Origin of the sequence: Mariprofundus erugo, assembly GCF_005818865.1 — a bacterium.
Taxonomy (GTDB): Bacteria; Pseudomonadota; Zetaproteobacteria; order Mariprofundales; family Mariprofundaceae; genus Mariprofundus; species Mariprofundus erugo.
This window is the reverse complement of record NZ_VBRY01000010.1, coordinates 33424-59883: the sequence shown is the minus strand read 5'-3', so window position 1 is coordinate 59883 and position 26460 is coordinate 33424. Positions and strand designations below refer to the sequence as shown.

The 26460-nt window shown below is 54.7% G+C and carries 20 protein-coding genes; 6 read left to right on the top strand and 14 right to left on the bottom strand.

All coding sequences use genetic code 11. The annotated features are described in order from the left end of the window. Positions 1–44: 44 nt before the first annotated feature. Positions 45–1946 carry a molecular chaperone HtpG gene (gene htpG, locus FEF65_RS10655; RefSeq protein ID WP_138239799.1) on the top strand — a complete coding sequence of 634 codons (1902 nt, stop codon included), beginning with the start codon at positions 45–47 and terminating at the stop codon, positions 1944–1946. A 121-nt stretch (positions 1947–2067) separates the two neighbouring features. Here the strand turns inward: htpG and FEF65_RS10650 are convergent, their stop codons facing one another. After that, a complete protein-coding gene (locus tag FEF65_RS10650; RefSeq protein ID WP_161595231.1) occupies positions 2068–2886 on the bottom strand; it encodes a GFA family protein in 819 nt (272 codons plus the stop codon). 424 nt (positions 2887–3310) lie between these two features. Between FEF65_RS10650 and FEF65_RS10645 the strand changes: the two genes are divergently transcribed. From FEF65_RS10645 to FEF65_RS10630, 4 genes are all read left to right on the top strand, one after another. Next, on the top strand, positions 3311–4804 hold the full coding sequence (locus FEF65_RS10645) for a circularly permuted type 2 ATP-grasp protein (protein ID WP_238701350.1): 1494 nt from the start codon (positions 3311–3313) through the stop codon (positions 4802–4804). Then, positions 4797–5795, top strand: coding sequence for an alpha-E domain-containing protein (locus FEF65_RS10640; RefSeq protein ID WP_138239797.1), 999 nt, complete (start codon positions 4797–4799; stop codon positions 5793–5795). Before FEF65_RS10645 ends, FEF65_RS10640 begins: the two co-directional genes overlap by 8 nt. Before the next feature lie 15 nt (positions 5796–5810). After that, entirely contained in the window at positions 5811–6701 is an 891-nt protein-coding gene (locus FEF65_RS10635) for a transglutaminase family protein (protein ID WP_138239796.1), read from the top strand. A gap of 242 nt (positions 6702–6943) precedes the next feature. Further along, positions 6944–8110, top strand: coding sequence for a hypothetical protein (locus FEF65_RS10630; RefSeq protein WP_138259899.1), 1167 nt, complete (start codon positions 6944–6946; stop codon positions 8108–8110). 76 nt (positions 8111–8186) lie between these two features. Here FEF65_RS10630 and sucB read toward each other — a convergent pair whose 3' ends face one another. From sucB to FEF65_RS10590, 9 genes are all read right to left on the bottom strand, one after another. Beyond that, on the bottom strand, positions 8187–9323 hold the full coding sequence (sucB, locus tag FEF65_RS10625; RefSeq protein ID WP_138239794.1) for a dihydrolipoyllysine-residue succinyltransferase: 1137 nt from the start codon (positions 9321–9323) through the stop codon (positions 8187–8189). A 33-nt stretch (positions 9324–9356) separates the two neighbouring features. Continuing rightward, on the bottom strand, positions 9357–12176 hold the full coding sequence (locus tag FEF65_RS10620) for a 2-oxoglutarate dehydrogenase E1 component (RefSeq protein ID WP_138239793.1): 2820 nt from the start codon (positions 12174–12176) through the stop codon (positions 9357–9359). Positions 12177–12353: 177 nt separating this feature from the next. Beyond that, complete coding sequence (locus FEF65_RS10615; protein WP_138239792.1) at positions 12354–13133, bottom strand: YdcF family protein; 780 nt, start codon at positions 13131–13133, stop codon at positions 12354–12356. Between the two features lie 215 nt (positions 13134–13348). After that, positions 13349–13507: a hypothetical protein gene (locus FEF65_RS13500; RefSeq protein ID WP_170304445.1), complete on the bottom strand. Its 159-nt coding sequence runs from the start codon at positions 13505–13507 to the stop codon at positions 13349–13351. 165 nt (positions 13508–13672) lie between these two features. Further along, complete coding sequence (locus tag FEF65_RS10610; RefSeq protein WP_138239791.1) at positions 13673–14080, bottom strand: CBS domain-containing protein; 408 nt, start codon at positions 14078–14080, stop codon at positions 13673–13675. Beyond that, positions 14077–14427 (bottom strand): P-II family nitrogen regulator, encoded by a 351-nt coding sequence (locus tag FEF65_RS10605; RefSeq protein ID WP_138239790.1) that lies wholly within the window; start codon positions 14425–14427, stop codon positions 14077–14079. The genes FEF65_RS10610 and FEF65_RS10605 overlap by 4 nt, the downstream gene beginning before the upstream one ends. A 1-nt stretch (position 14428) precedes the next feature. Next, positions 14429–15214 (bottom strand): DUF1538 domain-containing protein, encoded by a 786-nt coding sequence (locus FEF65_RS10600; protein WP_138239789.1) that lies wholly within the window; start codon positions 15212–15214, stop codon positions 14429–14431. Beyond that, complete coding sequence (locus tag FEF65_RS10595; RefSeq protein WP_138239788.1) at positions 15211–15960, bottom strand: DUF1538 domain-containing protein; 750 nt, start codon at positions 15958–15960, stop codon at positions 15211–15213. Before FEF65_RS10595 ends, FEF65_RS10600 begins: the two co-directional genes overlap by 4 nt. A gap of 312 nt (positions 15961–16272) precedes the next feature. Then, complete coding sequence (locus FEF65_RS10590) at positions 16273–17190, bottom strand: transposase (RefSeq protein WP_274595452.1); 918 nt, start codon at positions 17188–17190, stop codon at positions 16273–16275. Between the two features lie 202 nt (positions 17191–17392). Between FEF65_RS10590 and FEF65_RS10585 the strand changes: the two genes are divergently transcribed. After that, a complete protein-coding gene (locus FEF65_RS10585) occupies positions 17393–17977 on the top strand; it encodes a transglutaminase-like domain-containing protein (RefSeq protein WP_138239859.1) in 585 nt (194 codons plus the stop codon). 144 nt (positions 17978–18121) lie between these two features. On the opposite strand, the gene FEF65_RS10580 is transcribed toward FEF65_RS10585, so the two are convergent. From FEF65_RS10580 to FEF65_RS10565, 4 genes are all read right to left on the bottom strand, one after another. Next, positions 18122–20629, bottom strand: a complete 2508-nt coding sequence (locus tag FEF65_RS10580) for a plasma-membrane proton-efflux P-type ATPase (RefSeq protein ID WP_138239858.1) — start codon at positions 20627–20629, stop codon at positions 18122–18124. Positions 20630–20922: 293 nt separating this feature from the next. Continuing rightward, on the bottom strand, positions 20923–23997 hold the full coding sequence (locus tag FEF65_RS10575; protein WP_138239787.1) for an efflux RND transporter permease subunit: 3075 nt from the start codon (positions 23995–23997) through the stop codon (positions 20923–20925). Beyond that, positions 23994–25058, bottom strand: coding sequence for an efflux RND transporter periplasmic adaptor subunit (locus FEF65_RS10570; protein ID WP_138239786.1), 1065 nt, complete (start codon positions 25056–25058; stop codon positions 23994–23996). Before FEF65_RS10570 ends, FEF65_RS10575 begins: the two co-directional genes overlap by 4 nt. Next, positions 25055–26446 (bottom strand): TolC family protein, encoded by a 1392-nt coding sequence (locus FEF65_RS10565; RefSeq protein WP_238701347.1) that lies wholly within the window; start codon positions 26444–26446, stop codon positions 25055–25057. The genes FEF65_RS10570 and FEF65_RS10565 overlap by 4 nt, the downstream gene beginning before the upstream one ends. Between the last annotated feature and the right edge of the window lie 14 nt (positions 26447–26460).

Genomic DNA, 26460 nt, shown 5'->3' with positions numbered 1-26460 from the left:
GCAATGTGCTTTGATCCATTCAATTTTTGTACTGAGGAGAACCGATGACGACAACGAAAGAAACACGTGCCTTTCAAACCGAGGTCAAACAACTGCTGGATCTGATGATTCACTCGCTCTACTCCAACAAGGAGATATTCCTGCGCGAACTGATTTCCAATGCATCTGACGCAGCTGACAAGCTTCGCTTTGAAGCAACAACGGATGATGCACTGTTTGAGGGTGATTCGGATCTGCATGTCTTGATCGATATCAATAAGGAAAACCGCACGATCACCATCCGTGACAATGGCATTGGCATGAATCGGGATGAAGTGGTTGCCAATATCGGCACCATCGCCCGCTCCGGTACCCGCGAGTTTTTCGGCCAGCTCTCCGGTGACAAGGCAAAAGATGCCCACCTGATCGGCCAGTTCGGTGTCGGTTTCTACTCATCCTTCCTCGTTGCAGAAAAAGTTACCCTGACCACCCGCAGGGCCGGCGTTGGCAGTGAGCATGGCGTCCACTGGGAATCAAAGGGCGATGGCGAATATGAGCTTGAAACGGTTGAAAAGGCGACGCGCGGTACCGAGATCACCTTGCACCTGCGCGAAGATGCCGACGAATTCCTTGATGACTGGCGCATCAAATCGGTCATTCACAAATATGCCGATCATATCCCGTTCCCGATTCGCATGCAGGGCAAAGCCGAGGCTCCAGCTGAAGGCGAAGAGGCAACACCCGCTGAAATCGAAACGATTAACCAGGCATCAGCACTGTGGACCCGTCCGAAATCCGAATTGAGCGATGAGGAATACAACAACTTCTACAAACATATCGGTCATGATTTTGAAGATCCGCTGGCTCGCCTGCATCAGCGTCTGGAAGGTAAATACGAATACACCCTGCTGCTCTATCTGCCAAAGCGCGCTCCGTTCGATCTATGGCAGGCAGAATCCAAGCACGGCGTAAAACTCTATGTTCGCCGCGTATTTATTATGGAGGCCAATGAAGAACTGCTGCCACGTTACCTGCGCTTTGTACGCGGTGTCATGGATACCAATGATCTGCCGCTGAACGTATCCCGTGAAATTCTGCAGCAGAGTCCGGCCATGGATGCCATGAAAAAAGGCGCTACCAAACGCATTCTGGGCCTGCTGGAAGAGATGGCTGGCAACAGCGATGAAGGCAACAGTGATTATGCCACGTTCTGGGAGGAGTTCGGTAACTGCCTGAAAGAAGGCGTGATTGAGGATTTCTCCAACCGCAATCAGATTGCCAAACTGTTGCGCTTCTCCACCACCACTTCGGATGAACAGTTCGTCTCGCTGAGTGACTATATCGGCCGCATGGTCGAGGGTCAGGACACCATCTACTACATCACTGCCGAATCACTGGCTGCTGCCAAGCACAGCCCGCACCTCGAAGTTTTCCGTAAAAAGGGTGTAGAGGTCATTCTGCTGCATGACCGCATTGATGAATGGCTGGTTGGTCACCTGACCGAATTTGAGGGCAAGAAGCTGCAATCCATTGCCAAGGGTAAACTCGACCTCTCCGGTATCGGTGGCGATGCTGAAGAGGAGAAGAGCGAGCGTGAGGAAAAGGCCAGGGCAGTTGAGCCGGCGGTTGAGAAAATCAGGGCAGCACTGGGAGAGAAGGTAAAAGAGGTTCGTGTCACCGACCGGCTGACCGAATCACCTGCATGCCTTGTTTCCGATCAGTTTGATATGACAGCAAATATGGAACGTATTCTGCGCCAGGCCGGCCAGAATATTCCGGAAAGCAAACCGATTCTGGAAATCAACCCGGATCACGAACTGGTCAAGCGTCTGGCAGCGATGGAGACGCAGGAGAGCATTGATGATTATGCCAGCATCCTGTTTGACCAGGCCATACTGGCTGAAGGTGCCCTGCCGGATGATCCGGCCGGATTTGTACGCAAAATCAATGCGCTGCTAACCCGTTAAGGAAGCGCTGATTTATTCGGCATAACCTCATCCGCGATCAAAACGCCTCAACCTCCGGTTGGGGCGTTTTTCTTTGAAACATGCTGAACAGTTCTGCACTTCCCTGCTGGCATTCGCAGACCTATGGCATAGCCACCACATGTTGCATCATCCCCCTCTCGGCTTCGACAAACATCGTATCAATGACACTCATGATGTCTGCCATATCGACAGGCTCCGGCAACCTTGTTGCCATACCAATCTTCAGACTGCTGTCAAAGGCATCAATTTTAGCGCTGTTACGAATGCGTTCCCCCAGAATTCTGGCCGCATTTGCACCGGTATATGGAAGCAATATGGCAAAGCGTGAATCAGGCAGGCATTCCATTCTATCCGAGGTGCGGATATTTTTTTTGATGTCGCGCTCCAGAGGCACGATTTTTTCAGCACCCGCCCAGAGCAACAGCAATGAGGTCACCGTTTCCTGCCTGGATGCCTGCAACAGCATCTGCTGCATCTGATGATAACATCGCTCAAGCCCGACAGCTTCAGCCGCTGCCTCAACCGCCAATGATCGCCTCCCCGGAAACAGAGGGATATCGTCCCGGATCGTATACCAGCCGGCTTTCCGGGATGTATGAACATGACAAACAGGACGGATGCCGGGATCCGTATCGAGTGTACCGACGCAGAGCAGAATCTGCTCCTGCTGCTCATATGTGACATAGAGCTGAGAACCGCACTGTGAGCAAAAAAAGCGGGTTTGACCGGCCTCCGGCGCATAGCGGCCGAGCCAGTGAGCACCGTCTGTCAGCATAAAGCCGGCAGCATCGACGGGCAGCAGCGTAGAAAATGCCGCCGCATGTGCTTTACGGCAAATCGGGCAATGGCAATGGGTGATCTCTCCTGTCCGGCCACGCACTTCATACCTGACCCGACCGCATAAACAACTTCCTGACATCATCTTTTCGCTCCGCAACAGACACAGTGCACTACATCCTGCAGGGACAGATCTCCTCTGATGTGATGCAGCTCACCGGCATATGCCCATATAAAAGGCAGCCGTGATCATCATCTCACCAGAAATACCACCAATATCGCTCAAACAGTGCTGATTCGGCCATTTTTTATTGGCACTTCGATTGCTGAAGTCATATCAGTGCAAAAAAGCGGCCTCTGCCCCGGGCAGAGGAGCATGAAAAGGGCGCCTCTCCTCCCTCTCCTCCGAAGGCGCCCTTTTCTACCGCTACTTCCGATGCAAGCGCATCGCTACTGAAGGAAGCCCTGATGATGTTTCATGCCATTCAGATCCGGAATGCTGCCCCGGTCACAACCCGAACGACCCTGCAGACGAGCCATACAGTGAGCGGCACAGAGGCTGATGTATGAGCCATAGCGCCATGATGCCCCCCTCATTTTTTAATACCTGCGGTGCTGCCGGCTGGGATGAAGCATATGATGCAGCAGGCCAGGTGCGCCCGCTGTATCAGCAGGCCGTCAACCACTTCGAGGCTCTCGGTCTTGCCGGAGCAGAGAACATGCAACACTCCGCTGATCTTTCCATGCTTAATCAGGGCGTGACATTTACCGTCTATTCCGATGCCCGCGGTACTGAAAAGATTTTTCCGTTTGATCTGATGCCACGCATTATTTCCGCCAGCGAATGGTCGGTGATTGAAGCGGGTGTTGCACAACGCATGATCGCCCTGAATCTGTTTCTGGATGATATCTACCATGAACAGAAGATTCTCAAGGATGGTATCGTCCCCTGCTCCCAGGTCATGATGTCGACACTCTTCTGTCGTGAAATGAGCGGCCTGCATACGCCGGGCAATATTCATGTGCAGATTGGTGGCATTGACCTGATCCGCAATGAATCCGGTGCGTTTCATGTGCTTGAGGATAATTTACGGTGCCCGTCAGGCGTCTCCTATGTGGTGGAGAACCGCTGGGTCATGGGCCGCATCCAGCCTAAACTACTGAACCATTACAAGGTCAGACCGGTCGACCACTACCCGCAAATGCTCTTTAACAGCCTGGCCTCGCTGTCGAAATCGGATAACCCAACCGTGGCAGTATTAACCCCGGGCACCTTTAACTCGGCCTATTTTGAGCACTCATTTCTGGCCAACCAGATGGGGGCTGAACTGGTAGAGGGCTCAGACCTTCTGGTGGATCGAAATATTCTCTACATGAAAACGACCCGTGGTCTGAAACGAGTCGATGTACTATATCTGCGTGTAGATACGGAGTTTCTTGACCCGCTGGTATTCAGACCCGACTCCATGCTTGGTGTCGCCGGCCTGATGAATGCCTATCGGGCGGGTAATGTGGCGCTGGCCAATGCCCCTGGCAATGGCGTCGCCGATGACAAGGCGCTATACGCCTACACTCCGGACATTATTCGCTACTACCTCAATGAAGAGCCGATCCTGCCTGTGATTCCCACCCATCTCGGCAGTCGTGAAAGTGACTTGCGCTATATACTTGACCACATGGCCGAGCTGGTCATCAAACCGACCGATGCTTCCGGGGGTTACGGTATGCTGGTCGGCAGCCATGCCAGCCGGCAGGAGCTGAGCGATTTCCGCAAACGGGTAGCAGCCAACCCTTCGCACTATATCGCCCAACCCATCCAGCAGCTTTCGACCCATCCGACACTGGTTGAGCAGGATGGCTGCAAAGCCTTTTTCCCTCGCCATGTGGACCTGCGCCCCTTTGCCGTCTGCGATGTTCATGGTGATGTAAAGGTATTGCCCGGCGGACTGACAAGGGTAGCGCTCAGACAGGGAAGTCTGGTCGTCAACTCATCTCAGGGCGGCGGCAGCAAGGATACCTGGGTACTTTACCCCCAACAAACGGAGTCTGATCATGCTTAGTCGCATTGCCCGTAATATCTATGAACTGGGCCAGCAGATTGAGCGGGCAGAAAACATCGCCCGCATCCTTGATGTCAACCGGCGCATGAGCCTGGAGCAGAGCTACTTTTCCGAACTGGACGTATGGTCGCCGATGCTGGCCATCACCCGCTCCCGGGCACAGTTCGATGCCGCTTTTGATACCGTCACCGAACAACATGTGATGGATTTTCTGATCTCCGATATATCCAACCCCTATTCGATTCGGGCCTGCCTCAGTCATGCCAGGGAAATGGCACGCACGATCCGCGAGCGCATCAGTGAAGAGATGTGGCTCTGCCTGAACAAAATGTATCAGGATATCCAGCAACATGGAAAAACGGAAAACCACGACGAATTTCTGATCGAAATACGTCAGTTTTGCAGTGCTTTTCACGGCCTGGTCGACAACACCATGAGTCACGGCGAATCGTGGAATTTCCTGCGTCTGGGCGTGGCCCTTGAGCGGGCCCGCATGACCACACGCATCCTCGAAATCAAATACTACCTGCTTCTGCCCGACAACGAGGAGGTCGGCAGACCGCTGGATCACCATCAATGGCAGGCATTGTTGCGCTCGGTTTCAGGCTATGAGGCATATCGTCGACAGTTCAAAGCCAGAATCGACCCGTTCAGGGTGCTCCGTCTGCTGAATCTGGACCCCAGCTTTCCCCGCTCGGTGCACTACAGCATCAGACAGGTAGCCGATGCTCTCAAAGGCATTGGCACCATGAACGAAGAGCAATATGTGCTGCTGCAGGAAACGGAATACTTTCTTGATGATCTGCGCGGCGGGGCCGCCGAGGACGAAATGATGCGCCTGCAACTCAAAACCTATCTGGATACGGTACAGCAGCGATGTGAGGTGATCGGAGCGATGATCAACCGGACGTTTTTCAACTCGGTGACCGTGACCCTGACTGAATTCAACCGGGATCATCTGTCCGTCCAGATTCCCCAGCAACAACAATAAGGGGGAGGATTGAACATGCGAGCATTATGTGAAGGTGATCACGTCACACTTGAGGTGGTTCATCGCACCCGATTTCAATACAGCCGCGCTGTCGCTCTCTCTCACAATGAGCTGCGCATGTCACCGGTGGATACCGGTTTACAAAAGGTGCTGCAGCACTCCATCAGCCTGCAGCCTGACGTGGAGATATTCAGCCACAGGGATCATTTCGGCAACCTGGTACATCACTTCAATATTCTTGAGCCACATGATGCACTGGAGATTATCGCCCGCTCGCGCGTACAAACAACCAATGCCGTCAGCTGCGGCCCCGAATCCAGCCCGGACCCCCGCCCCTACGACCAGCGTCTGGTCGAGTACCTGTGCTGGTCTCCCGGCATTCCTCCGCTGGCAGAATACGAGAGTGTCCCTCCGGGACAAAAAATCGATATGGCCATGGATGAAATCGAGTTCGGCCACTGTCTCTACGAGCTGGGTCATTACTTCTTCAAGACATTTCGCTATGACCCCGACGTCACCCACGTGCATTCGAGTCCGAAGGATCTCTTTCTGCATGGTGGTGGCGTTTGCCAGGATATGGCTCACGCCATGATCGGTGTACTGCGTAACGCCGGTATTCCGGCCCGCTATGTCAGCGGTTACATCTTTGATCCGGCAGGAGAAGAGATCGGTGAGCACCTGCGCGGCAGTGCTGCAACCCATGCGTGGGTACAGGCCTGGCACGATGGTCACGGCTGGATCGGTATCGACCCGACCAATGACAAGCTGGTGGACTGGCAATATGTGCGTACGGCACTGGGCCGGGACTACTTCGATGTACAACCGTTACGCGGACTATTTTCCGGACAGACCGAGCAGCAACTCGATGTATCGGTACATGTCAGCATCGTTACTGCCCCGGAATGAAGCGAGTCCGGATGTGATGGATATATCATCGAAAGAAACACCACGTTTTACCTGCGCGAACGGGTCATTGGCCCTCTCCCCCGGACATCCACCATACTCTCGCAACAGTCATCAGCTCATCCCCCTTCTTTCAACATTAGCATCGAATATGTTAATGTTGGCGTGTTAGCGGTAACGTGCTATCAGGATGAGCTGAATCACTGCAGCATCCTTAATCAGGCGTATGCATGAACGGGGGGAGTATGAGGGGAATCAGGCGAATATACTGGCTGCTGTGCTCTTCGCTCATCATGGCCATGCCGGCCCATGCCGAAGAACTTGCCCCTCAGGGCGACTGGGTCAATCAGGGCTGGGAGCAACTGGTGTTGCGCCATCCCGATCAGGCACTGAAAATCTGGCAAACGGGCGTTAACAGCCAGCCGGACAGCCACCTCTTCGCTGTACTCGGCGCCTACAGTCTGCTCACCAATGCCATGCAAAAACTCGAACAGATTGGCCCGTCCTATCAAACCTTTATCACTCGCACGAGCAATCAGGCCGGCCAGCCACTCTATTTTGTATTGAGTGCCCGCTATGTACCGGAAAATCGTGAACAGCGCAGAAAAGAGCTCGCTGACCTTCAACAGGCAGCAGAAATCAGCGGTTCGGTGCTGGCCAGTGCTGCATCCCGCTTCAAGCTCGACGATCTCACCACTTTAGAGACCCCTGCCTCCGCCGGGCATAGCTCACAGGCAGACAATGCATGGCTGCTCAAAGGCTGGGAACAGATTGACCAGTTCAATACCGACGAGGCTTTGCGCACCTGGCAGCAGGGAATCAATGCTCTTGATGACCACCGGCTGCTGGCCAGCCTCGGCGTATTCTCGAAACAGGAAAATGCACTGACCAAGATCAAACAGATCGGACGTGAACAACAGGTGTTTATCGCCCTGCGCCAGCGCGGAAAAGCGCTCTATTATGTGCTCAGCGCCCTTCCCGTTCCGGCCGATGTCCAGGCACGCCAGACGGCGCTGGCCGAGCTGAAGCAGGCAGCCCACATTAGCAGCAAACTGCTGGCAGTATCCCCGGCAGATTTCAAAAACCCGGATATTCAGGATCACTTTCCCGAAATCATATTTACTTCCCCGGCAAAAGCGGCCCATGCACCCGCATCACCGACGGCAGACAGCACCCCGCTGATCAACCGCTTTGAAGTGACCGGCAATCAGCAGATCTCGACCGATACCATTATTATGGAGTTGCGAGAGTTTTTCGATATGCCCAACTCATCAGAAACACGCAACCTGATCCGGTTAACCGTGGCGGCACTGTACCGCGACACCGGTATGGAGCATATCGGCATCGATATCCCGGCCGATACAGCCGATGAAACAGTAAGAATTCACATTACAGAAGATCAGCCATCATAACGGCTTTGCGACCGTAAAACGGGGGAGGCTTCCTGCCCTCCCCCGTCATTGCAGATATATTCGTTTACAGCTATCTCTACAGATCCAGCGTCAGACTACCCGGATATTCCAGCGTCTCTTTTACCGCCACCAGAAAGCGCACCGCTTCCGCGCCATCGATCAGGCGATGATCATATGAAAGTGCGAGATACATCATCGGACGAATGACCACCGCATTATTCTCGGCCACTGGACGTTGCTGAATGGTATGCATACCGAGAATGCCACTCTGCGGCGGATTCAGAATCGGTGTGGAGAGCATTGAACCGAACACCCCGCCATTGGTCAGCGAAAAGGTGCCCCCTTTCAAATCGTCCGGCATCAAACGACCATTGCGCGCACGCTCGGCAAGCTCGGCAATACCGGCCTCAATGTCGGCCAAACCCATCAGATGGGCATTACGAAGCACCGGTACCACCAGCCCTTTGTCGGTACTGACAGCAATACCGACATCGACATAGTTGTGATAGGCAATCTCATCACCATCGATAAATGCATTCAGCGCCGGATATTTGACCAGTCCCTGACAGATCGCCCGCACAAAAAAGGACATATAGCCGAGCTTGATACCATGCTTCTGCTGGAAGGCTGCGCCATATCGACTGCGCAGATCGCTCACCGCCTGCAGATTCACCTCATTAAACGTTGTCAGCATTGCCGCTGTATTCTGCGCCTGCTTCAGTCGTGTCGCGATACGCCGGCGCAAACCACTCATCGGGATACGCTCTTCATGCCTGCCGCTCTCCACCGGTCTCACTTCAGCCGGCTTGTGAACAACATATTCGGCTGCATCTTCCGAACGCACCTGCTCTTCGCGCACTTCGGCAACAGGCGCCTCTTCAGTGGCTTCCGTATCGGGGAGAACAGTGGTCACCGCCTTTTCCTCAATCGTCGCATCCGATTGCTTCACGACCGCTGCATCGGAAGCGACAGGTACACTGTCATCCAGTATGGCGACCACCTCCCCCGGCTCAACGGTGGAGTCAACCGGTTTAAGTATGCGCTTTAATACACCGGCATCGAGCGCAGGGATCTCCATGGTAATCTTGTCACTCTCGATTTCAGCCAGGACATCATCAACCGCAACAATATCCCCTTCCTGCTTTAACCAGCTGATCAGTGTCGCCTCATTCTCCGACTCACCCAGACTCGGCACCTTGATCTCAATATCCATCCATCACCCCGTAACATTTTTTCAATGACTGCATCACACCAGCATGCCCTCGGTACCTTCGGCAAAGGCTCGCTCCAGCAATACCCGCAGCTCTTCCTTGTGGCGCCGGGCAAGCCCCACCGCCGGGGCTGCCGCCTCGGGGCGGGTCAAGCCGTAAATTTTCTGTTCATCAAGAAGAATCTGTCTGATCGGGCTGTTGAGGTGCAACCACGCACCCTGATTTTCCGGCTCCTCCTGAACCCATACCACCTCTCTGACCCCTTCGTACTGCGCCAGTATTTGCTTCAGTTCACTGGCCGGGAACGGGTAGAGTCGTTCAACCCTGATGATGGCGACATCATCAATCTCGCGCTGCATACGCTCACCAAGCAGGTCATAATAAACCTTGCCGGTGCAGATCAGCACCCGTCTGGCGGCTGCAGCCACAACCTGCTCCTCCGCCAAAACAGGTTGAAAGCGACCGGCCGTAAAGGCCTCAAGTGGCGAGAATGAGAGCTTCTGGCGCAACATGCTCTTCGGTGCCATTAAAATCAGTGGCTTACGTAATCTGGAAATCAGCTGACGCCGTAACAGATGAAACAGCTGAGCCGGCGTTGTCGGGTAAGCCACCTGCATATTACGCTCGGCACACAGCTGCAGATACCGTTCCAGCCGGGCTGAAGAGTGCTCAGCCCCCTGCCCCTCGTAGCCGTGTGGCAACCAGAGCACAATTCCTGACAACCGCTTCCACTTCGATTCGCCGGCTGCAATAAACTGGTCGATGACCACCTGCGCCACATTGGCGAAATCGCCATACTGCGCTTCCCAGATCACCAGTGCCCTGGGCTCGGAAACAGAATAACCATACTCAAAACCCATCACAGCCATTTCGGAGAGCATGCTGTCGACGACAATAAAATGGGAGAGCGGACCATTTCTGGCCTGCTTGAGTGGCACCATACTGCGCCCCGTCTGCTGGTCATAGACAATGGCATGGCGATGGAAAAAGGTTCCGCGCCCGGAATCTTCACCCGAAATCCGGACCCATCCCCCCTCATGAATCAATGAGGCATACGCCATGGTCTCGGCACAGCCCCAATCCACCGGCATGGCGCCATCCATCATCGAGATCCGGGCATCAAAAATCTTTTCCACCCGGGGGTGCAGTGAAAAATCAGCCGGCAATCGATGCACCTTGCGCACCAGCATGGCAAGATCATCTGCTGTCACACCTGTATCCGGTTCATCCTCGCCCACAGACATATATGACTGCCATCGCCCCTGCAGACTGTTCAGCGCATTCGGGGCTGGTCTGTTTTTGGCTCGTCTCACCTTCTCCATGCAATCACGGTAGGCCTCAACCATCGCATCGGCATCATGACCGCTGATAATGCCATCGCCAATCAACCGCTCACGATAGATCTGCCCAACCGTCGGGTGAGCAGCAATGCGACGATACATGACCGGCTGGGTCACTTCCGGGGAATCCGCTTCATTGTGGCCATGCCGGCGATAGCAGACCAGATCGATGACAATATCTTCATGAAAGGTATTACGGTATTCAACCGCTATCTCGGCCGCCAGACAGCAGGCACCCGGATCATCACCATTCACATGCAGGATCGGTGCATGAATCATCTTGGCGATATCGGTACAGTAGGTCGTCGAGCGGGCATCATGCGGGTTGACTGTAAAGCCGATTTGATTGTTGATAACAATATGAATGGAACCGCCAATGCGGAAACCACGCAGCTTGGAGAGCTCCAGCGATTCAGCCACCACCCCCTGACCGGCAAATGCAGCATCGCCATGCAGCTGCACACTCATCACCTCACGCCGGTCGGTATCGCCACGCCGACACTGACGGGCCCGCACACTGCCCATGGCCACCGGTGTAATGATCTCCAGATGGGAGGGATTAAAGCCGAGAGAAAGATGGACGACACCGCCCGGAGTCCGCACATCGGATGAAAAACCAAGGTGATATTTTACATCGCCCTGGCCGTGCGCCTCCTCCTGCAATTGCGTACCTTCAAATTCGGTGAAAATTTCGGCCAGCGACTTGCCCATAATATTGGCCAGCACATTCAGGCGTCCGCGATGGGCCATACCGAGAATAATCTCCCGGGTTCCATTGCTGCCTGCACTCTGAATCAGTGCATCCAGCATCGGAATCAGACTCTCACCACCCTCCAGTGAGAAGCGCTTTTGCCCGGCATAACGTGTATGCAGAAATCGTTCAAACTCCTCCGCATGCATAATACGGCCGAATATATGGCGGCGGGTATCGGCATCGTAATCGGGCCGGGCGGCAATGCGCTCCAGACGCGTCTGAATCCAGTGTTTGCGGGCCGAATCGGTAATATGCATGAACTCCGGCCCGATATGACCGCAGTAGGTTTTTTTCAACAGTGCCAGGATATCCCGCAGTTTCATACTACGGCCACCGGTCAGATCACCGGTTGGAAACACCTGATCAAGATCGGCTTCAGAGAGGCCGTAATATGCAAGTTCAAGTTCGGGTGCAACCGCACGCGGGTTTAATTTCAATGGGTCCAGATCCGCATGCAGATGCCCGTGTACCCGATAGGCATGGATCAGGTAGATCGCCCGGGACGGATATTCGATATCGGCATAATGAGAAGAGGAAAGCTGTGCCTTCACCTGCGTGACCGGTGTCATGCGCTCCAGCATCTGCTGATGGGTTGGCCCGGCTTCCCGCTCAGCAGTGAGCGAGGCAAAGAGATCAGCCCACTCCGTCCCGACACTGGCGGGATCACGTTTGTACTGATCGAACAGCTCTTCCAGATAAGAGCCACCGGCGGCAAATAGTGCATCGTCTTGCAAAGACGGATTCGAGACTGAATGATTCACACCACCCCCAAACGGCTAAGGAAGCGCTGATGTGTCAGTGCTCCCATGCGGGCCATGGCCAGCCCGCCTCCTTAAGCGTTGTTAAAGCGCCTCAGACAGATGCATCATCACGACAGCATCACTGCCATTTCTAGCCTCATTTCATGGCATTGACCAGCACCGCAACAGCCATCACCCTCACTGTGAATGACGGGAAAGACGGTACCACAACAAACCAAGATATTCATGCAGTGCATTGCCGGAATCCGCCAGCACATTCCAGCGGGGAAAATAACTTCGCACATCATAGGGCGTCTGTTTTGCGACATAATCACAGGGAGCTGCAATCACATGCATACCAAGGGATTCAAACACCCATACAGATCTGGGCATATGCCAGGCGGTGGTCACAAGGATGATCTGCTTCACCCCCGCCTTCGTCGTCAAATCATGGATATAGGTGCCATTTTCCCACGTGGTCAGCGCCTGACTTTCAGCATGAATACGTTGTGAATCGACACCGAAGCGGACCAGCATCCGGGCCATGACCGCGCCTTCCGGCTCACTGCGATCCGGTTCCAGCACACCACCGGTCACATAGATGTCGAGCCCGCCTTTAACAGCCAGGTCCGCACCATACAGGGTTCGCATCAAGGCCTCATTGTGCAGCATATCGCGACCGCCGTACTCCGGCGCCTTTTCATACAAGCCACCACCCAATACCACAATGGCGGTCTCACTGCCGGCAAGGGATGCCAGCTGCTGATCAGCGAGTGCCGCATAGCGCTGCTCCAGCGGGTGAAGCAACATATCCCGTACAGGTTCTGTCGACAGCAACCAGAGCAGAAGAAATGATCCCGACAACAGAATTCTGCCGGCAAGGTGTCTGCGTAAGACAAAGCCAAGCACGCCGGCAAGCACGAGTCCGCCAGGCGGCAGCAGTAACTGCGCCACCACCTTACTGATCAGCAACCCCATGGCTCCTCCACCACTATGATGATTGACCCGTGCTCTCGTTTCATGGCTCGCCATGTATTTGATCTGCCTGAACGGCAAGCGCGGCATCCACTGCGATGAGGCGAAGACGGGGCCATATTTTTTTACAGAAAACGGAAAAATAACGTTGTGTTTATATCCGGAAATGTCGACCGGACGGGCAACAAGGATCGGAATACAGCGATGGGCGACCCTGCTCAGTTAATCGTGTCATCCTTTTCATCATACGTTTCATCATCATGATACCATTTGTACGGTGAGGTCACGACATCCATGGCAGTCACCATCACCGTCCGCGTTACACTGCATGAAGCCAGAAAAAACAGCGACATGAACAGCATCAACATCAAACGCATGGGCGACACCTCTCTGAAAAAGATCCGCCCACCCTAAAAGCTGGCAGCTGTAAGGGGAAGCCTGAGTGACTGCAGTGATGCAACCTGACACCATCCCCACTCTTCTGCCGGACTGTGGCGGCCACCCATGGCCCGCATGGCAACACTGAATTGATCAGCGCTTCCTTAAATCAGGCGCAACAGCCCCTTGATGACCATATCGGTCTGACTAACGATGCCGATGATTGCACCACTGCCATCGACCACCGGCGCACGCGACAAGCCAAGCCTGGTAAACAGTGCACTGGCATAACGGATATCCATCTCCGGATTCACCGTGACAGCAGGCTTGGTCATCACCTCATACAGGCTCACCCGCTCCGGCGATTTGTTCACCGCCAGCACATGGCGGGCAATATCAGACAACACCACGATACCGTATTCATCATTGCTGTCCCGTTTATCGACAATGATGCACTTGGTTTCAACATGCTGCATATGCTCGAGTACATCCCTGACCGTACTCAGCCCGTCCATCACATCATATTTCAACTTCATCACATCACTGACGCGGATAATCTTGCGTTCGCTCATAGATTGTCCTCCACTTCATCCACAATCGATTTGATCTGGCTTTTCAAACCAATCGCATCGTCCACATCCAGCTGAAAGGCCAGGCCACTGCCCGGACTTTCATCAAAGCCGCCTACGGCTGCGATATGCTCCAGCACCTCGCGGCTCAAGTGCTCCTCAACGATAAACATCAGCATATCACGCTGCGACTCCAGGTTCAGACCAAAGAAGGTTTTCTTCGGCGATAACCCTTCTCCGCGTGCCGAGCCAATCACCGTGGAACCGGTTGCGCCCGCTTCACGGGCAGCGCGCATGATCTCTTTTGTATTCGCATCATCTACCAGTGCGATAATCAGTTTAAAATGCATTTCACTCCTCCGCTGTTGCTTTGCCCTGACGTCGAACCATCCACTCCGAGAATTGTGCATAGGCCAGCACGGTCATAATCGGAAACACACTGGCAAACGCAATCAATCCAAATCCGTCAATCACCGGACTGCGCCCGGGTACTGTACTGGCAAGCCCGAGCCCGAGTGCCGCCAGCAGTGGCACGGTCACCGTCGATGTGGTCACGCCACCGGAATCATAAGCCAGCGGAATGATCATTTTCGGCGCCCGCAACGTTTGCAGCAAAACCACCACATAGGCGACCACAATATACATCCACAGCGTGGTACCGCTGACAATACGAAAGCAGCCGATGGAAACACCGATGGCCACCCCAAGCGCCACGGCCATACGCAAGCCGAAGGCAGCAATGGCACCACCGGATATCTCCTCCGCCTTGACTGAAACAGCAATCAGTGCCGGCTCAGCCACGGTTGTGGCAAATCCGATCATAAAACCGAAGACATACACCCACAGATAATCATTCCACAGATAGGTGGGGGTCTGCCCCTCACCATAGAGAAATTCCGGTGCCGTTAACTGCCGGGCCATGGCATCCCCGAGCGGGAAGATCGCCTCTTTCAGCCCCACCAGAAACAGGGTCAGCCCCAGTACCACCATAAACAGTCCGATTAAAATGCGCTCAAAATTGACCAGTGGCTTTTTTAATACCACATACTGAAAGAAAAACAGGGTTCCGATAATCGGAGCAACATCATCGATCGTCGCCCTGAAGGTATCGAAAATATCCATCAGCAGTTCCATCATCCGAGCACCACCAACCCGTAAATCATGACGAACACCATCGGCAGCAGCGATGCCAGCGCAATCAGACCAAAGCCATCGAGTACCGGATTACGTCCCTCAATCGATGAGGCCAGCCCTACGCCAAGAGCCGCTACCAGTGGAACGGTAATCGTGGAGGTCGTCACACCACCGGCATCATAGGCAATGCCGATAATCTCCTCCGGCGCAAACGGCGTCATGATTTCAATCAGCAGATAGCCACCGACAATCAGCCACGGCAGCGGCCAGCCGCGCAAAATTCGAATCACACCAATCAGAATGGCCAGCCCGACCGACAACGCCACGCTCAAGCGCAATCCGTTGGCATAACTTCCCCGTGCCGCCTGATCACTGTCGATCAGGCTTGCCGATGCAGCAATATCAGCGGCCTTGCCGGCAATCGCGATCAGCGCAGGTTCCGCCACTGTCGTACCAAACCCCAACAGAAACGAGAACAGCAGCAACCAGAACACACTGCCCTTATAGGCAAATGCACGTGCCAGGTTCTCTCCGATCGGAAACAGGGCGCTCTCCAGTCCCTGAACAAACAGTGCCAGCCCGACAAGCACACACAGAAAGCCGACGATCATACCGCCAAGATTCGGAATCGGCTGTTGTAATACCAGCGTCTGAAACACAACAATAACAACCAGTATCGGCGCAAGATCACGTAACGCCCCGAGCAGCGGACGCACCATCTGTTGCAGTGATACCAGTATACCATTCATGTCTGCTGCACCACCTCTGATTGAAAATTGTAATGCCAAGACAGGCTATCTGAAGCACACATATGCGCAAGAACAAGCCCCTGCCGGCACAGGTCATTACATGAATTCCTATGTTTCCAAGCGAGAATGCGTGCCATTTCCACAGCGGTGCACAGCGGTACCAGGCTTCCACAGCGGTGCCAGGCTTCGGTATTGTTGTTATTTATTGCACAGCGGTGCCAGGCTTCGGTATTGTTGTTCCACAGCGGTGCCAGGCTTCGGTATTGTTGTTATTTATTGCGCAGCGGTGCCAGGCTTCGGTATTGTTGTTATTTATTGACTCTTCATCGATGAACCCGAACCAGCCACAATGTTTGCCTTTAGCTCCGAGAGCATCCGAGCAAAGGCTTCATCCGCATTTGCCTTCAATCGGACTCTTCTTATCGCTCCGCTCAGTGTCGCAATATCGCGATGAAATCGGCAGGCCACCGCGCTGATTGAGCAGCTACTCAGTTCGACAGCAAGATACCCAATGATCGCTCTCCGCTCTGCCATATAACGAGTTCGCCCCTTCGCAATCAGTTCTGTTTCGGTGATTTGATTTACATCGCACACTCGCGAAACAATCTCATCCAAACCGGGGGCAATCTCCGGCGCAAGCTGCAACTGAAGCATGGTAGCTTCGACGAAACGATGATCTCCGAGAAGTCGTGAGTCCTCCTCGCCCTGATGAAGGTCAGACCGATATCCCTCATCCAGTCCGTCGCCAACAAAATCGGCATAGCGTTCTCTTGCCTGCTTCATCTCCTCTGAGAAACGGCCAAGAACCTCACTCACCGATAGCCACGGCAGAACTTCCAGGCCCAGATAAGCGCGATGGCCAGACCAGCCATATTGCTCAACCTGATGAACAATACCCGCCCGAATCGGATTGAGATGAATATAACGAACCAGCTCCAGCAGATACGCATCGCTATCCACCAAAATCGCCTTATAGCGGCCCTGAAACAAATGACCGATTCTCTTGTGACGACGATTGAACCAGCGGGTATATCGAAAAGTGATGTTCTGCATGATTCGGGACAAAGGAATATCCGAGACCTGAATGGCCAAATGCACATGATTACTCATCAAACAAAAAGCGTGTATCCGACACCGAAAACGCTCCACAGCTTCCTGTAAAAGCCACAGAAAACGACAGCTCTCCTCATCGGAGAGGAAAATCTCCTGTCCGGCATTCCCCCTCATCATGACATGATAAATGCCGCCCGGAACATGAATGCGTGACTTCCTGGCCATAGAAAAACAGGATAAACCTGATTATCAATTACCACAATACCGAAGCCTGGCACTGGCACCATTTCATCAATTACCACAATACCGAAGCCTGGCACCATTTCCAATACCGAAGCCTGGCACCATTTCCAAACAAGCAGGAGAAAGTATCATGAACATGGATGCATATCTCGAATCAAGCCACTACATCGACTGGCTATCCCCGTCCGTTCTGGCCAAGGCCATAGAACTGGCCGATGGCAATACATGCAAAGAGACCATCGCCAAAGCCTGCTTCGAGTTTGTCCGCGACGAAATCAAGCACAGCTCTGACTTTCATCTGAATCCGATTACCTGCATAGCCTCTGATGTACTTAAACACGGCACCGGTTACTGCTATGCCAAAAGTCATCTGCTAGCGGCACTGCTACGGGCTAACGACATTCCGGCAGGCCTTTGCTATCAACGGCTTACCATTGACAACAATGAACCACCCTATTGTCTGCATGGGCTGAATGCGGTTTGGTTGGACCATTACGGCTGGTACCGGATCGATGCGAGAGGCAATAAATCGAGTGTGGATGCCGGGTTTTGCCCTCCCGCCGCAAAGCTTGCCTTTCCGATTATTACCAAAGGAGAAGCCGACCTTCCGGAGGTATGGCTCGAACCACTGAAAATCGTCACCGATGTACTGGAAACCTGCGCCACATGGCAGGAGGTGCTGGAAAACCTTCCCGACATCGAGCTGATCCGGGGGATCTAACAGAGGCATAGTATGCCGATAAAGAGCATTCGGAATGACCCAACGAAGAAAGTATAGCCGTGAGCTCAAACGCAAGGCTGTCGCACTTACTCATCAGCGGTCTGCTGCACCACCTGTAAAGCAGGGATTTTAAACCTGTGCGGGTTATCGACCCCGCTGATGCGGATGCAATGACTTTCCCAGCAGCCGGATAAACGATTGATGATGGCTGCCTGTCAGCTCCAGATGTTTATATACAGCCAGTTTGATTCTGTCTTCGATCAATACCCACAGCAGACAATACAGCCAGACCAGGCCGACGTATGTCCAGGCGATCGGTGTCACCAGCCAGCCTGTACCGGCGATGATGGCAGCCAGCAGCTGGGTAGTGAAAACGGCCGCCATCAGCCATCGCGATGGATAAGGGCGGGCAAACATCGAGTAACGGCTGCGGGCCACAAACAGGGTCAGGTGGCCGGCAATGGAAAGCTTGAGAAAGATCAGCGTCTGTATGGCGCTCTGATCCATCGCCAGCCACGTATCGGCAATGACCAGCAGCAGAAATGTTTCTGCCACACCGACCAGCCCCAGCACCGTTGCAATCGTGAGCACCCGGTGCATCTCCCAGCGAACGGGTTTCGGATCAAGGCGGGTATGATCACCGGCAATCATCATAATCGGGATATCGTTAAACAGGGCCAGCATGATAATCATGACCGCCGTCACCGGATAAAACCCGTAAATGAGCATCGAAAGCACCATAAAAAACATAATACGGATCGTTTCAGTGATGCGATAAATGGCATAGGCATTCATCCGCTCAAAAATATGGCGCGCCTCCTCCACCGCACTGATAATCACCGACAACCCGGGAGCTGTCAGAATCAGATCGGCTGCGGCGCGGGCGGCATCGGTCGCTCCACTGACGGCAATACCCACATCGGCCTGCTTCAGTGCCGGTGCATCGTTGACTCCATCGCCGGTCATGGCGACCAGATGCCCCCGTGCCTGCAGAGCCCGGATGATGGCATATTTGTGTTCGGGAAAGACCTGGGCAAAACCATCCTCCTGCTCAATGCGCTCCGTCACCGCCTCGCCGGGATGATGCATATCGACCCCTTCACCGAACAGACTGTCAGCCTCAGCGATGCGGGCGCCAAGGCCGAGCCGACCTGCTGTCTCACGGGCAATCGCCACATTATCACCTGTGACCATCCTGACAGCGATGCCATGCTCTCTCGCCCGCACAATCGTCTCGGCCGAATCCGGGCGCGGCGGGTCAAACAGCGGTAACAGTCCTAGAAACTGCCAGCGTCCACTGGCATTGGTTCCGGCAACAGCAATCGTACGGTAGCCTTTCAATGCGAAGGCTGAAACCTGTGCATCGACCTTCTCCCTGATATGGCGCATGGCATCATAACCGTTATCGTGTGCAACCAGATCAAGGATCACCTGTGGCGCCCCCTTGCTGAAACGCACCTCCTCCCCCTGTGGAGAAACCAGCCCGGATTCGGTCCGCTTATGCACAGGGTCAAACGGCATGAAATGTTTCAATACCCAGCCATGAAGCTGCGCCGGTTCCGCCACTGCCCCGATCACTGCAAGATCAATGGCATCCCTGTTCTCGGCCTTTGAGGCCAGCGCTGCCGCCAGCAACAACGTCTCTGCCGTACAGTCGTCAAACGGTAGCGGCTCACCGGCCGTCAACCGGTTCTCGGTGAGTGTTCCGGTTTTATCCGAACAGAGGATGTCGATGCCGGCCATCTCTTCAATCGACTCAAGCCGGGTGACAATGGCCTGCATTTTCGACAGTGCCTGTGCACCTGTCGCCATCGTCACGGAAAGCACTGCCGGCATGGCCACAGGAATCGATGCAACCGTCAGGATCAGGGCAAACTGGATCAGCTCAAACAGCGGTGCACCACGCGCCAGCTGCACCAGCACCAGTAAAGTCACCAGGACCAGACTCAGATAAATCAGGTAATCGCCAATCTGCAGCACGGCCTTCTGGAAATGTGAAACAGCTCCCGCCTCATCCACCAGCCGGGCGGTGCGGCCGAACAGGGTATCCGAACCTGTGGATGTCACAACCGCCACCATCTCACCCTCACGGGCAATGGCACCGGAATAGATCATCTCCCCGATCGTTCTCTCCACCGGCAGAGACTCCCCGGTCAGCGCAGACTGATCGACGGACAAATAATCGCCCTGCAGCAGGCAGGCATCGGCAGGAATGATATCCCCCATACGCAAGCGAATGATATCGCCCGGTACCAGTTCAGATGCACTGATTTCAGCCCACTCCCGCTCGCGCAGAGTACGGGCTTTTAAAGCCAGCTGCTTCTTTAATGCCTCCAGCGCACTGGCCGCCCTGCTCTGTTGCCAGAAGCCCACGCCGGCGTTAAACAACAACATCACCAGAATAATCGCCAGATCCGCCCAGTGACGATTGAACGCCGATAACAGTGCCGCCGCCTCGATCATCCACGGGATCGGCCCGTAAAAATAAGCCAGAAAATGTAGCCACGGATGTCGTTGTGTCTCTTTCAGGCTATTCGGCCCATACCTTGCGCGCCGCAGCCGCACCTCTTCAGCAGAAAGTCCTGTTTCGATATCCACATGCAGGTCGGATAATATGTCCTCAATCGAATGATTCCCGGCTTGCTGCACCATATGTAACCATCCTTTGCCGGTGTTGGCTTTGTCAAAAGCCATCACCGCACCATGGATAAGCACACAAACCATGCAGCTGTGTCGCAACCACATGATTCGCAAGGAGAGCAAAAAGAGCGCGAGGGACTTTTTGCGACTATCTCAAGAATATACGGAAATCATCACAAATCCATGCAGCAGCCAGCTCTGTTCACATGTATGTGTGATATTGCCGCAACTCCCCGACCTGTGTCGAAACCAGAGGAACGTGGATAGCCGTCAACAAACATCATCAACCCGGCTGGCTGAGAAAATTACTCCCCGCCCTGCTTTGCAACGATCATGCCTGCCTTGCGGTCAAGCCAGAACAGCAGTACCGGCAAAATCAGCAGCACCAGAGGAAACTGGGCCATCAGCCCGAAAATAATGGCAATCGCCATCGGCTGCAGCATCGCCGAGCCTTCACCGAACGCCAGAGCCAGCGGCATCAGCGCCAGAATCGCCGCCAGACTGGTCATGGCAATCGGACGGAAGCGGTTACGCCCGGCCAGGATATAATCCTCCAGACAGTGGCAATCGGTTGCACTTACCCGCCTGAATTCCGAGTAATAAAAAATGGCCGTTTCTGTGACGATACCGACAATCATCGTCAGCCCCATCATCGAGGTGATATTCAACTCCGTATCGGTGATGGCCAGTCCCATAAAGACGACACCGATCGCCAGCAGCGGCATGGCGAGAATGGCAAGTGCTGCCCGGAATCGCTCGTACAGGAACAGCAGCAGTACAAACACCAGCACAACCGCTGCAGCAAAAACCTGCATCAACCCTTCAAAGGCTTTCTGCTGCTGCAGATAAAGGCCGCCCAGCTCCACCCGCACAGTGGATGGAATAAGATCAGAGGCAATCAACGTTTTGACCTCACGCATCACCGAACCCATGTCACGCCCGCTGATGCGGCCGGTTACAGCCACCATACGCTTAAGGTTTTCACGCGTAATCTGCGGCTGACCGGTAATCGTCTGAATGGTGGCGATACGACCGAGCGGTAACCAGTGGCCATCGGCCGCCTGCAGCTGCAGCTGCCCCAGTTTGTAGATCGCATCGCGCTCATTGACCCCGGACCAGAGACGCACATCAACCATTTTCTGTCCCTGCTGCACCGAGGTGGTAATCTGCCCTGCCAGCAGCGCATTCACCTGCCGGGTGACCTGATCAGGATCCAGCCCTTCGATGGCGGCTTTGGCCCGATCCACCCGGACCGACACGGCATCGCCGGCAATCATCACACCGTCCAGTACATCCACCACGCCATCGATATGACCAATGGCATCCGCGACTTTCGGTGCCAGCTCAATCAGCCCCTGCGCGTCATCACCAAACAGTTTGATTTCAATCGGCTGCGGATTGGAGGTCAGATCACCGATCACATCCTCCATCAACAGCACCATATCGATATCAAGCGAGGGTACGGCCGCATGCACCTTCTCCCGCACCTCATCCATGATCGTTTCAATATCGCGTCTGGGTAACGGTTTCAGCCGCACAAAAAAGTCACCCTGATTGGCCTCGGTCAATCCACCGCCCAACTGGGCACCGGTTCGCCGCGAATAGGTATCCAGCTCCGGTAACGCATGTAAAATTTTCTCCACCTGTTGCAACAGACGATCGGTTTCAGTCAGCGACATACCGGCTGGGGCCACATAATCGAGAACAAAGCCGCCCTCATCCATATGCGGCATAAAACCACTGCCAACCGCGCGATAACCGGCATAACCACCGCCAAGCAACAGCGCACCGACCAGCAGCAACCATACTGGGCGGTGCAACAGACCATTCAGCGCAGCCGCATAGAGGGCCAGAAAACGGGCTTGCAAAGGTCCTTCATCTTCCTCTTCGGCATCCTCCCGGCGCAACAGACGGGTGGCCAGTAGCGGCACCGCCAGCCAGGCAATCAAAAATGAAACGATCAGGGCACTGGCCATAGTCAGCGACAACGCCTTGAAAAAGGCACCGGTGACCCCATCGAGGAATGCCAGTGGCAAAAAGATAATCGTGGTGGCCAGCGATGAACCGAGCAGAGGCTGAAAAAACTCGGTTGCTGCCTGCATGATATTCTGTTCATGCGTGGCCCCCGTATCCCCCTGCCCGCGCAGCCGCCGGATGATCTGCTCAATCATGACAATGGCATCATCGATGACCAGTCCGACCGCCGCCGCCATGCCACCCAGCGTCATAATATTGAAGCTGAAGTGAAACAGATCCAGCAATAGCAGGGTAATTGCGAACACCGCCGGCACCGTCACCAGCGTAATCAGCGTAATACGCAAATGGCGTAAAAATGCGAACAGCACCAGTGCCGCCAGCGCCACGCCGATCAAAATGGCATCGAGCACGCTGTTGGCCGAAGCAACCACCAGCTGACTCTGGTCATACCAGTTTTTGATCACCATACCGGGTGGCAGCTTGCTGTTGAATTCAGCCAGCCGCTGCCGCACATCCCTGGCGATCTGCACCGTATTGCCTCCCGGCTGCTGATAGATCATGAACAGGACCGCATCCCTGTTATCGGCGGTTGTACGCAACCACTGCGGCTTCACCCCTTTTTCAACGACCGCAATATCCTCAAGCTCGACAATGCCATCCGCGCCACTGGTCAGCACCGTATGGCGAATGGCATCCAGCGTATCAAAGCGGGTATCCGAAAGGGTCAGGAACAGTTTATAGTGATCTTCAATCCGGCCTACGGCTGTCAGCACATTGGAGGCAGCCAGTGCATTGACCACCTGCTGTAGCGAGATGCCGAATCCCTGCAATTTTCCCGGCATCAGGGTTACCTGATACTCCTCCTGATTGCCGCCCAGCACATGAACCCCTGCCACACTGTCGATACCGGAGAGCAGAGGCACCAGCTGAAACATGGCGAAATCCCGCAATGCTGTCTGCGACTGCACGGCTGAGGTCAGGCTGTAGGCCAGCACAGGAAATACCGTCGGATCCATACGCCGGACCGTAAACGTGGTACCCGCCGGAAACTGCGACTGGATCTGGGTCAGCGCCGCACTGACCTGCAGGGTGGTCGAAACCATATCGGTTCCCCAATCAAAATTGACCGATATTTCCGCACTGCCCCGACTGGTGGTTGAACGCAGGCTGACCACACCGGGGACCGATCGCACCGCCATCTCCGACGGGCGGGTTACCTGAATCTCCATCTGTTCAGCCGGTTGATCTCCCGCACTCAGCGTGACCACAATGCGGGGAAATGTGACGTTCGGAAACAGACCAACCGGCATGTGAAATGCCCGCATCGCACCGATCGCAGCAAAAAACAACAGCAGCAACAACAACGAGCGCCGGTGATGCTGAATCCAGTGCGATACATTCATGGTGCAGCCACCACCTCAACGGCATCACCATCTTCAATCTCGGCCACACCGATCGTGGCGATCTGATCACCGGCCTCAAGTGCTCCGCGCACCACGGCATCCTGCTCTTTCTCCAGCGCCACCTCGACCGCCACCTTCACGGCCTTCCCCTCTCTGATCACCATCACACTGGCGTGACTATCCGCATCATAAACCAGTGCCTGCCGCGGTATCAGCAGTGCATCGTGAAAGCTGCCAGCCGATATCTCGGCTGATACAGCCATCCCGGGAATAAATGGCATCGTCTGTTCACCGGAAAGGCGGACCAGTACATCGGCCAGACGCGTCTGCGGATTCACAGCATGCAGCACCTTGCTCACGGTGGCATGAACACTCACCGATGCATCCATGGATGGATGAATCACCACATCACTGCCAACCGCCACCTGGTGCAGATCTTCAGCCTCCACGCCGAGCAATACCTTCAGTCGATCCGGATTCCCCAACTGCATCAGCGTCGTTCCGGCAGCAAGGCGCTGCCCGGCCTGTACGGGAACCGCTGCAACAATCGCATCAAACGGGGCTTTTATCTCCATCATACCGTGCCCGAGCCCCTGCTGTTTCAGCTGCTGCAGTTGAGACTGACTGTCGGCGAGCACCTTCTCCGCCGCTGCCAGCTGTGAGCGGGTCGCCAGTTGATCGGCCAGAAGCCGGCGTACACGGGCAACCTCGGCGGCCGCAAAATGAACTGCCGAATCAGCCTGCTGATAGGTGGCAGCAGCAGCAGGATCGGCCGCCATTTCAGCCAGCATCTGATCTTTCGCGACTGCTTCACCGGCAACAACCGGCAAAGAAAGCAACTGCCCGGCATAAGCCAGACTGATATTTTGCAACCAGCCATCATCAAAGCTCACTTTACCATAGGCGTGTAATGACTCTTTCACATCCTGACGAGTCACGGTAACGGCCCTGACCTGATGCGTCACCGCCTCTTCCGGAGCCGCCTGTTCCTCCTCAGCCATCGCCGGTGCTGCAAACAGCATCACTGCCATCAGCCATATCAGCATTCGCGTCTGTTTCATGGGTGAATCCCCTGTAGTGATGATGTCAGATAACGGGCGGAGTCCGGCATGGTATGACCGCTCAGGGTATCCAGGGCAACCTGCTGCTCCAGCAATTGCTGAGTCAGAACCAGCACGCGTGCCTGCTGGGCAAAACAGGCCGTCCGCAGCGTGGTAAAGGTCAACATATCGATCTCTCCGGCACCGAGCGCATGCGCCATCCGGTCAACCGTCAACTCAAGCCTTGGCAATCGCGCTGTTAAAGCCTGCCACTCCTCATAGGCCAGCTGTTGATCACGGACAATTTTTATCCATTGCGAACGGGTTGAAACAAGCTGGAAATGATACTCTTCAGCCAGACGTTTCCGCGTGGCGCGAGCGATGGCCACATTGCCCCGATTTCCATTTAACAGCGGCAAGCCGAGATTGATAAAAGGCCCAAGCGTCCATAAACCGGCCGTATCACGCGTACTGTTGGCACCGATTGAAAAGGAGGGAAACTGCGCCAGGATCTGCTCGCGTACCCTGCTCTCCTGACTCATATAACCAGCCTGCAGTGCAAGCAGGTCCGGGCGAAGCCGGGCCATGGCAGAGCCCTGCAGCGAATCAGCTGCATCCGGTTTCACAACCAGTGTTGCTGCGCCTCCGGCAGGCTGTGTAAAAACAAGCGATAGCGAGGGCTCAACCCCCAGCAGCAGCCTCATATCATGCAATGTTGTATTCAGCTGGCGTTTGCCCTCAAGCAGAGCCGCCTCGGCATCCATCAATGGCGCCAGTGCCAGCCCCTCCTGATCAAGGGTGGCATTGCCCTCTTTCAGGGCACCATGCTGACCATCCCAGATCGATGTTGTCTGGTTCAGCTGCTGCTGCAACATATCGACCTGTTGTTGCTGAATGATGGCACGACGCCAGAGCATGCGCGCCTGCTGAATCACCTGCCACTCCTGCCAGAGGACATTCAGATAGGTCGCTCGAGCCGATTCCAGTGCAGCATCCCTGCGGGCTCCCCGGGTAAGAATCTGCTGCAGATCGATGCCGAGACCAAATGATTCACCCGTTTTCAGCGCCGGGTCACGGCTTTTCGGCACATCCACGGCCACACTCGCCTGAGGATCGGGCAACAGGCCTGCTGCATAGAGCGATGCGGCAGACTCAGCGGTCTGTGAACGGGCAGCCTTCAGCTGCGGGCTGTTGAGCAGTGCCAACACCACCATTTCATTTTCATCCAGTCCGTCATCGACCACAACCTTAAGTGACCGCCAGACTTCAGGCAGCTCCGGGTGAGATAATGGATCAATCTTCGCCTGCAAATCCTGCAGCGACGGGGCCAGCCCGGCAGATGAATCGAGCGCCTCCGGCTGCCAGCCGGCACAGGAAGCCAGCAACAACGGCAGCCATATCATATGCATGTGCCTGTACACAA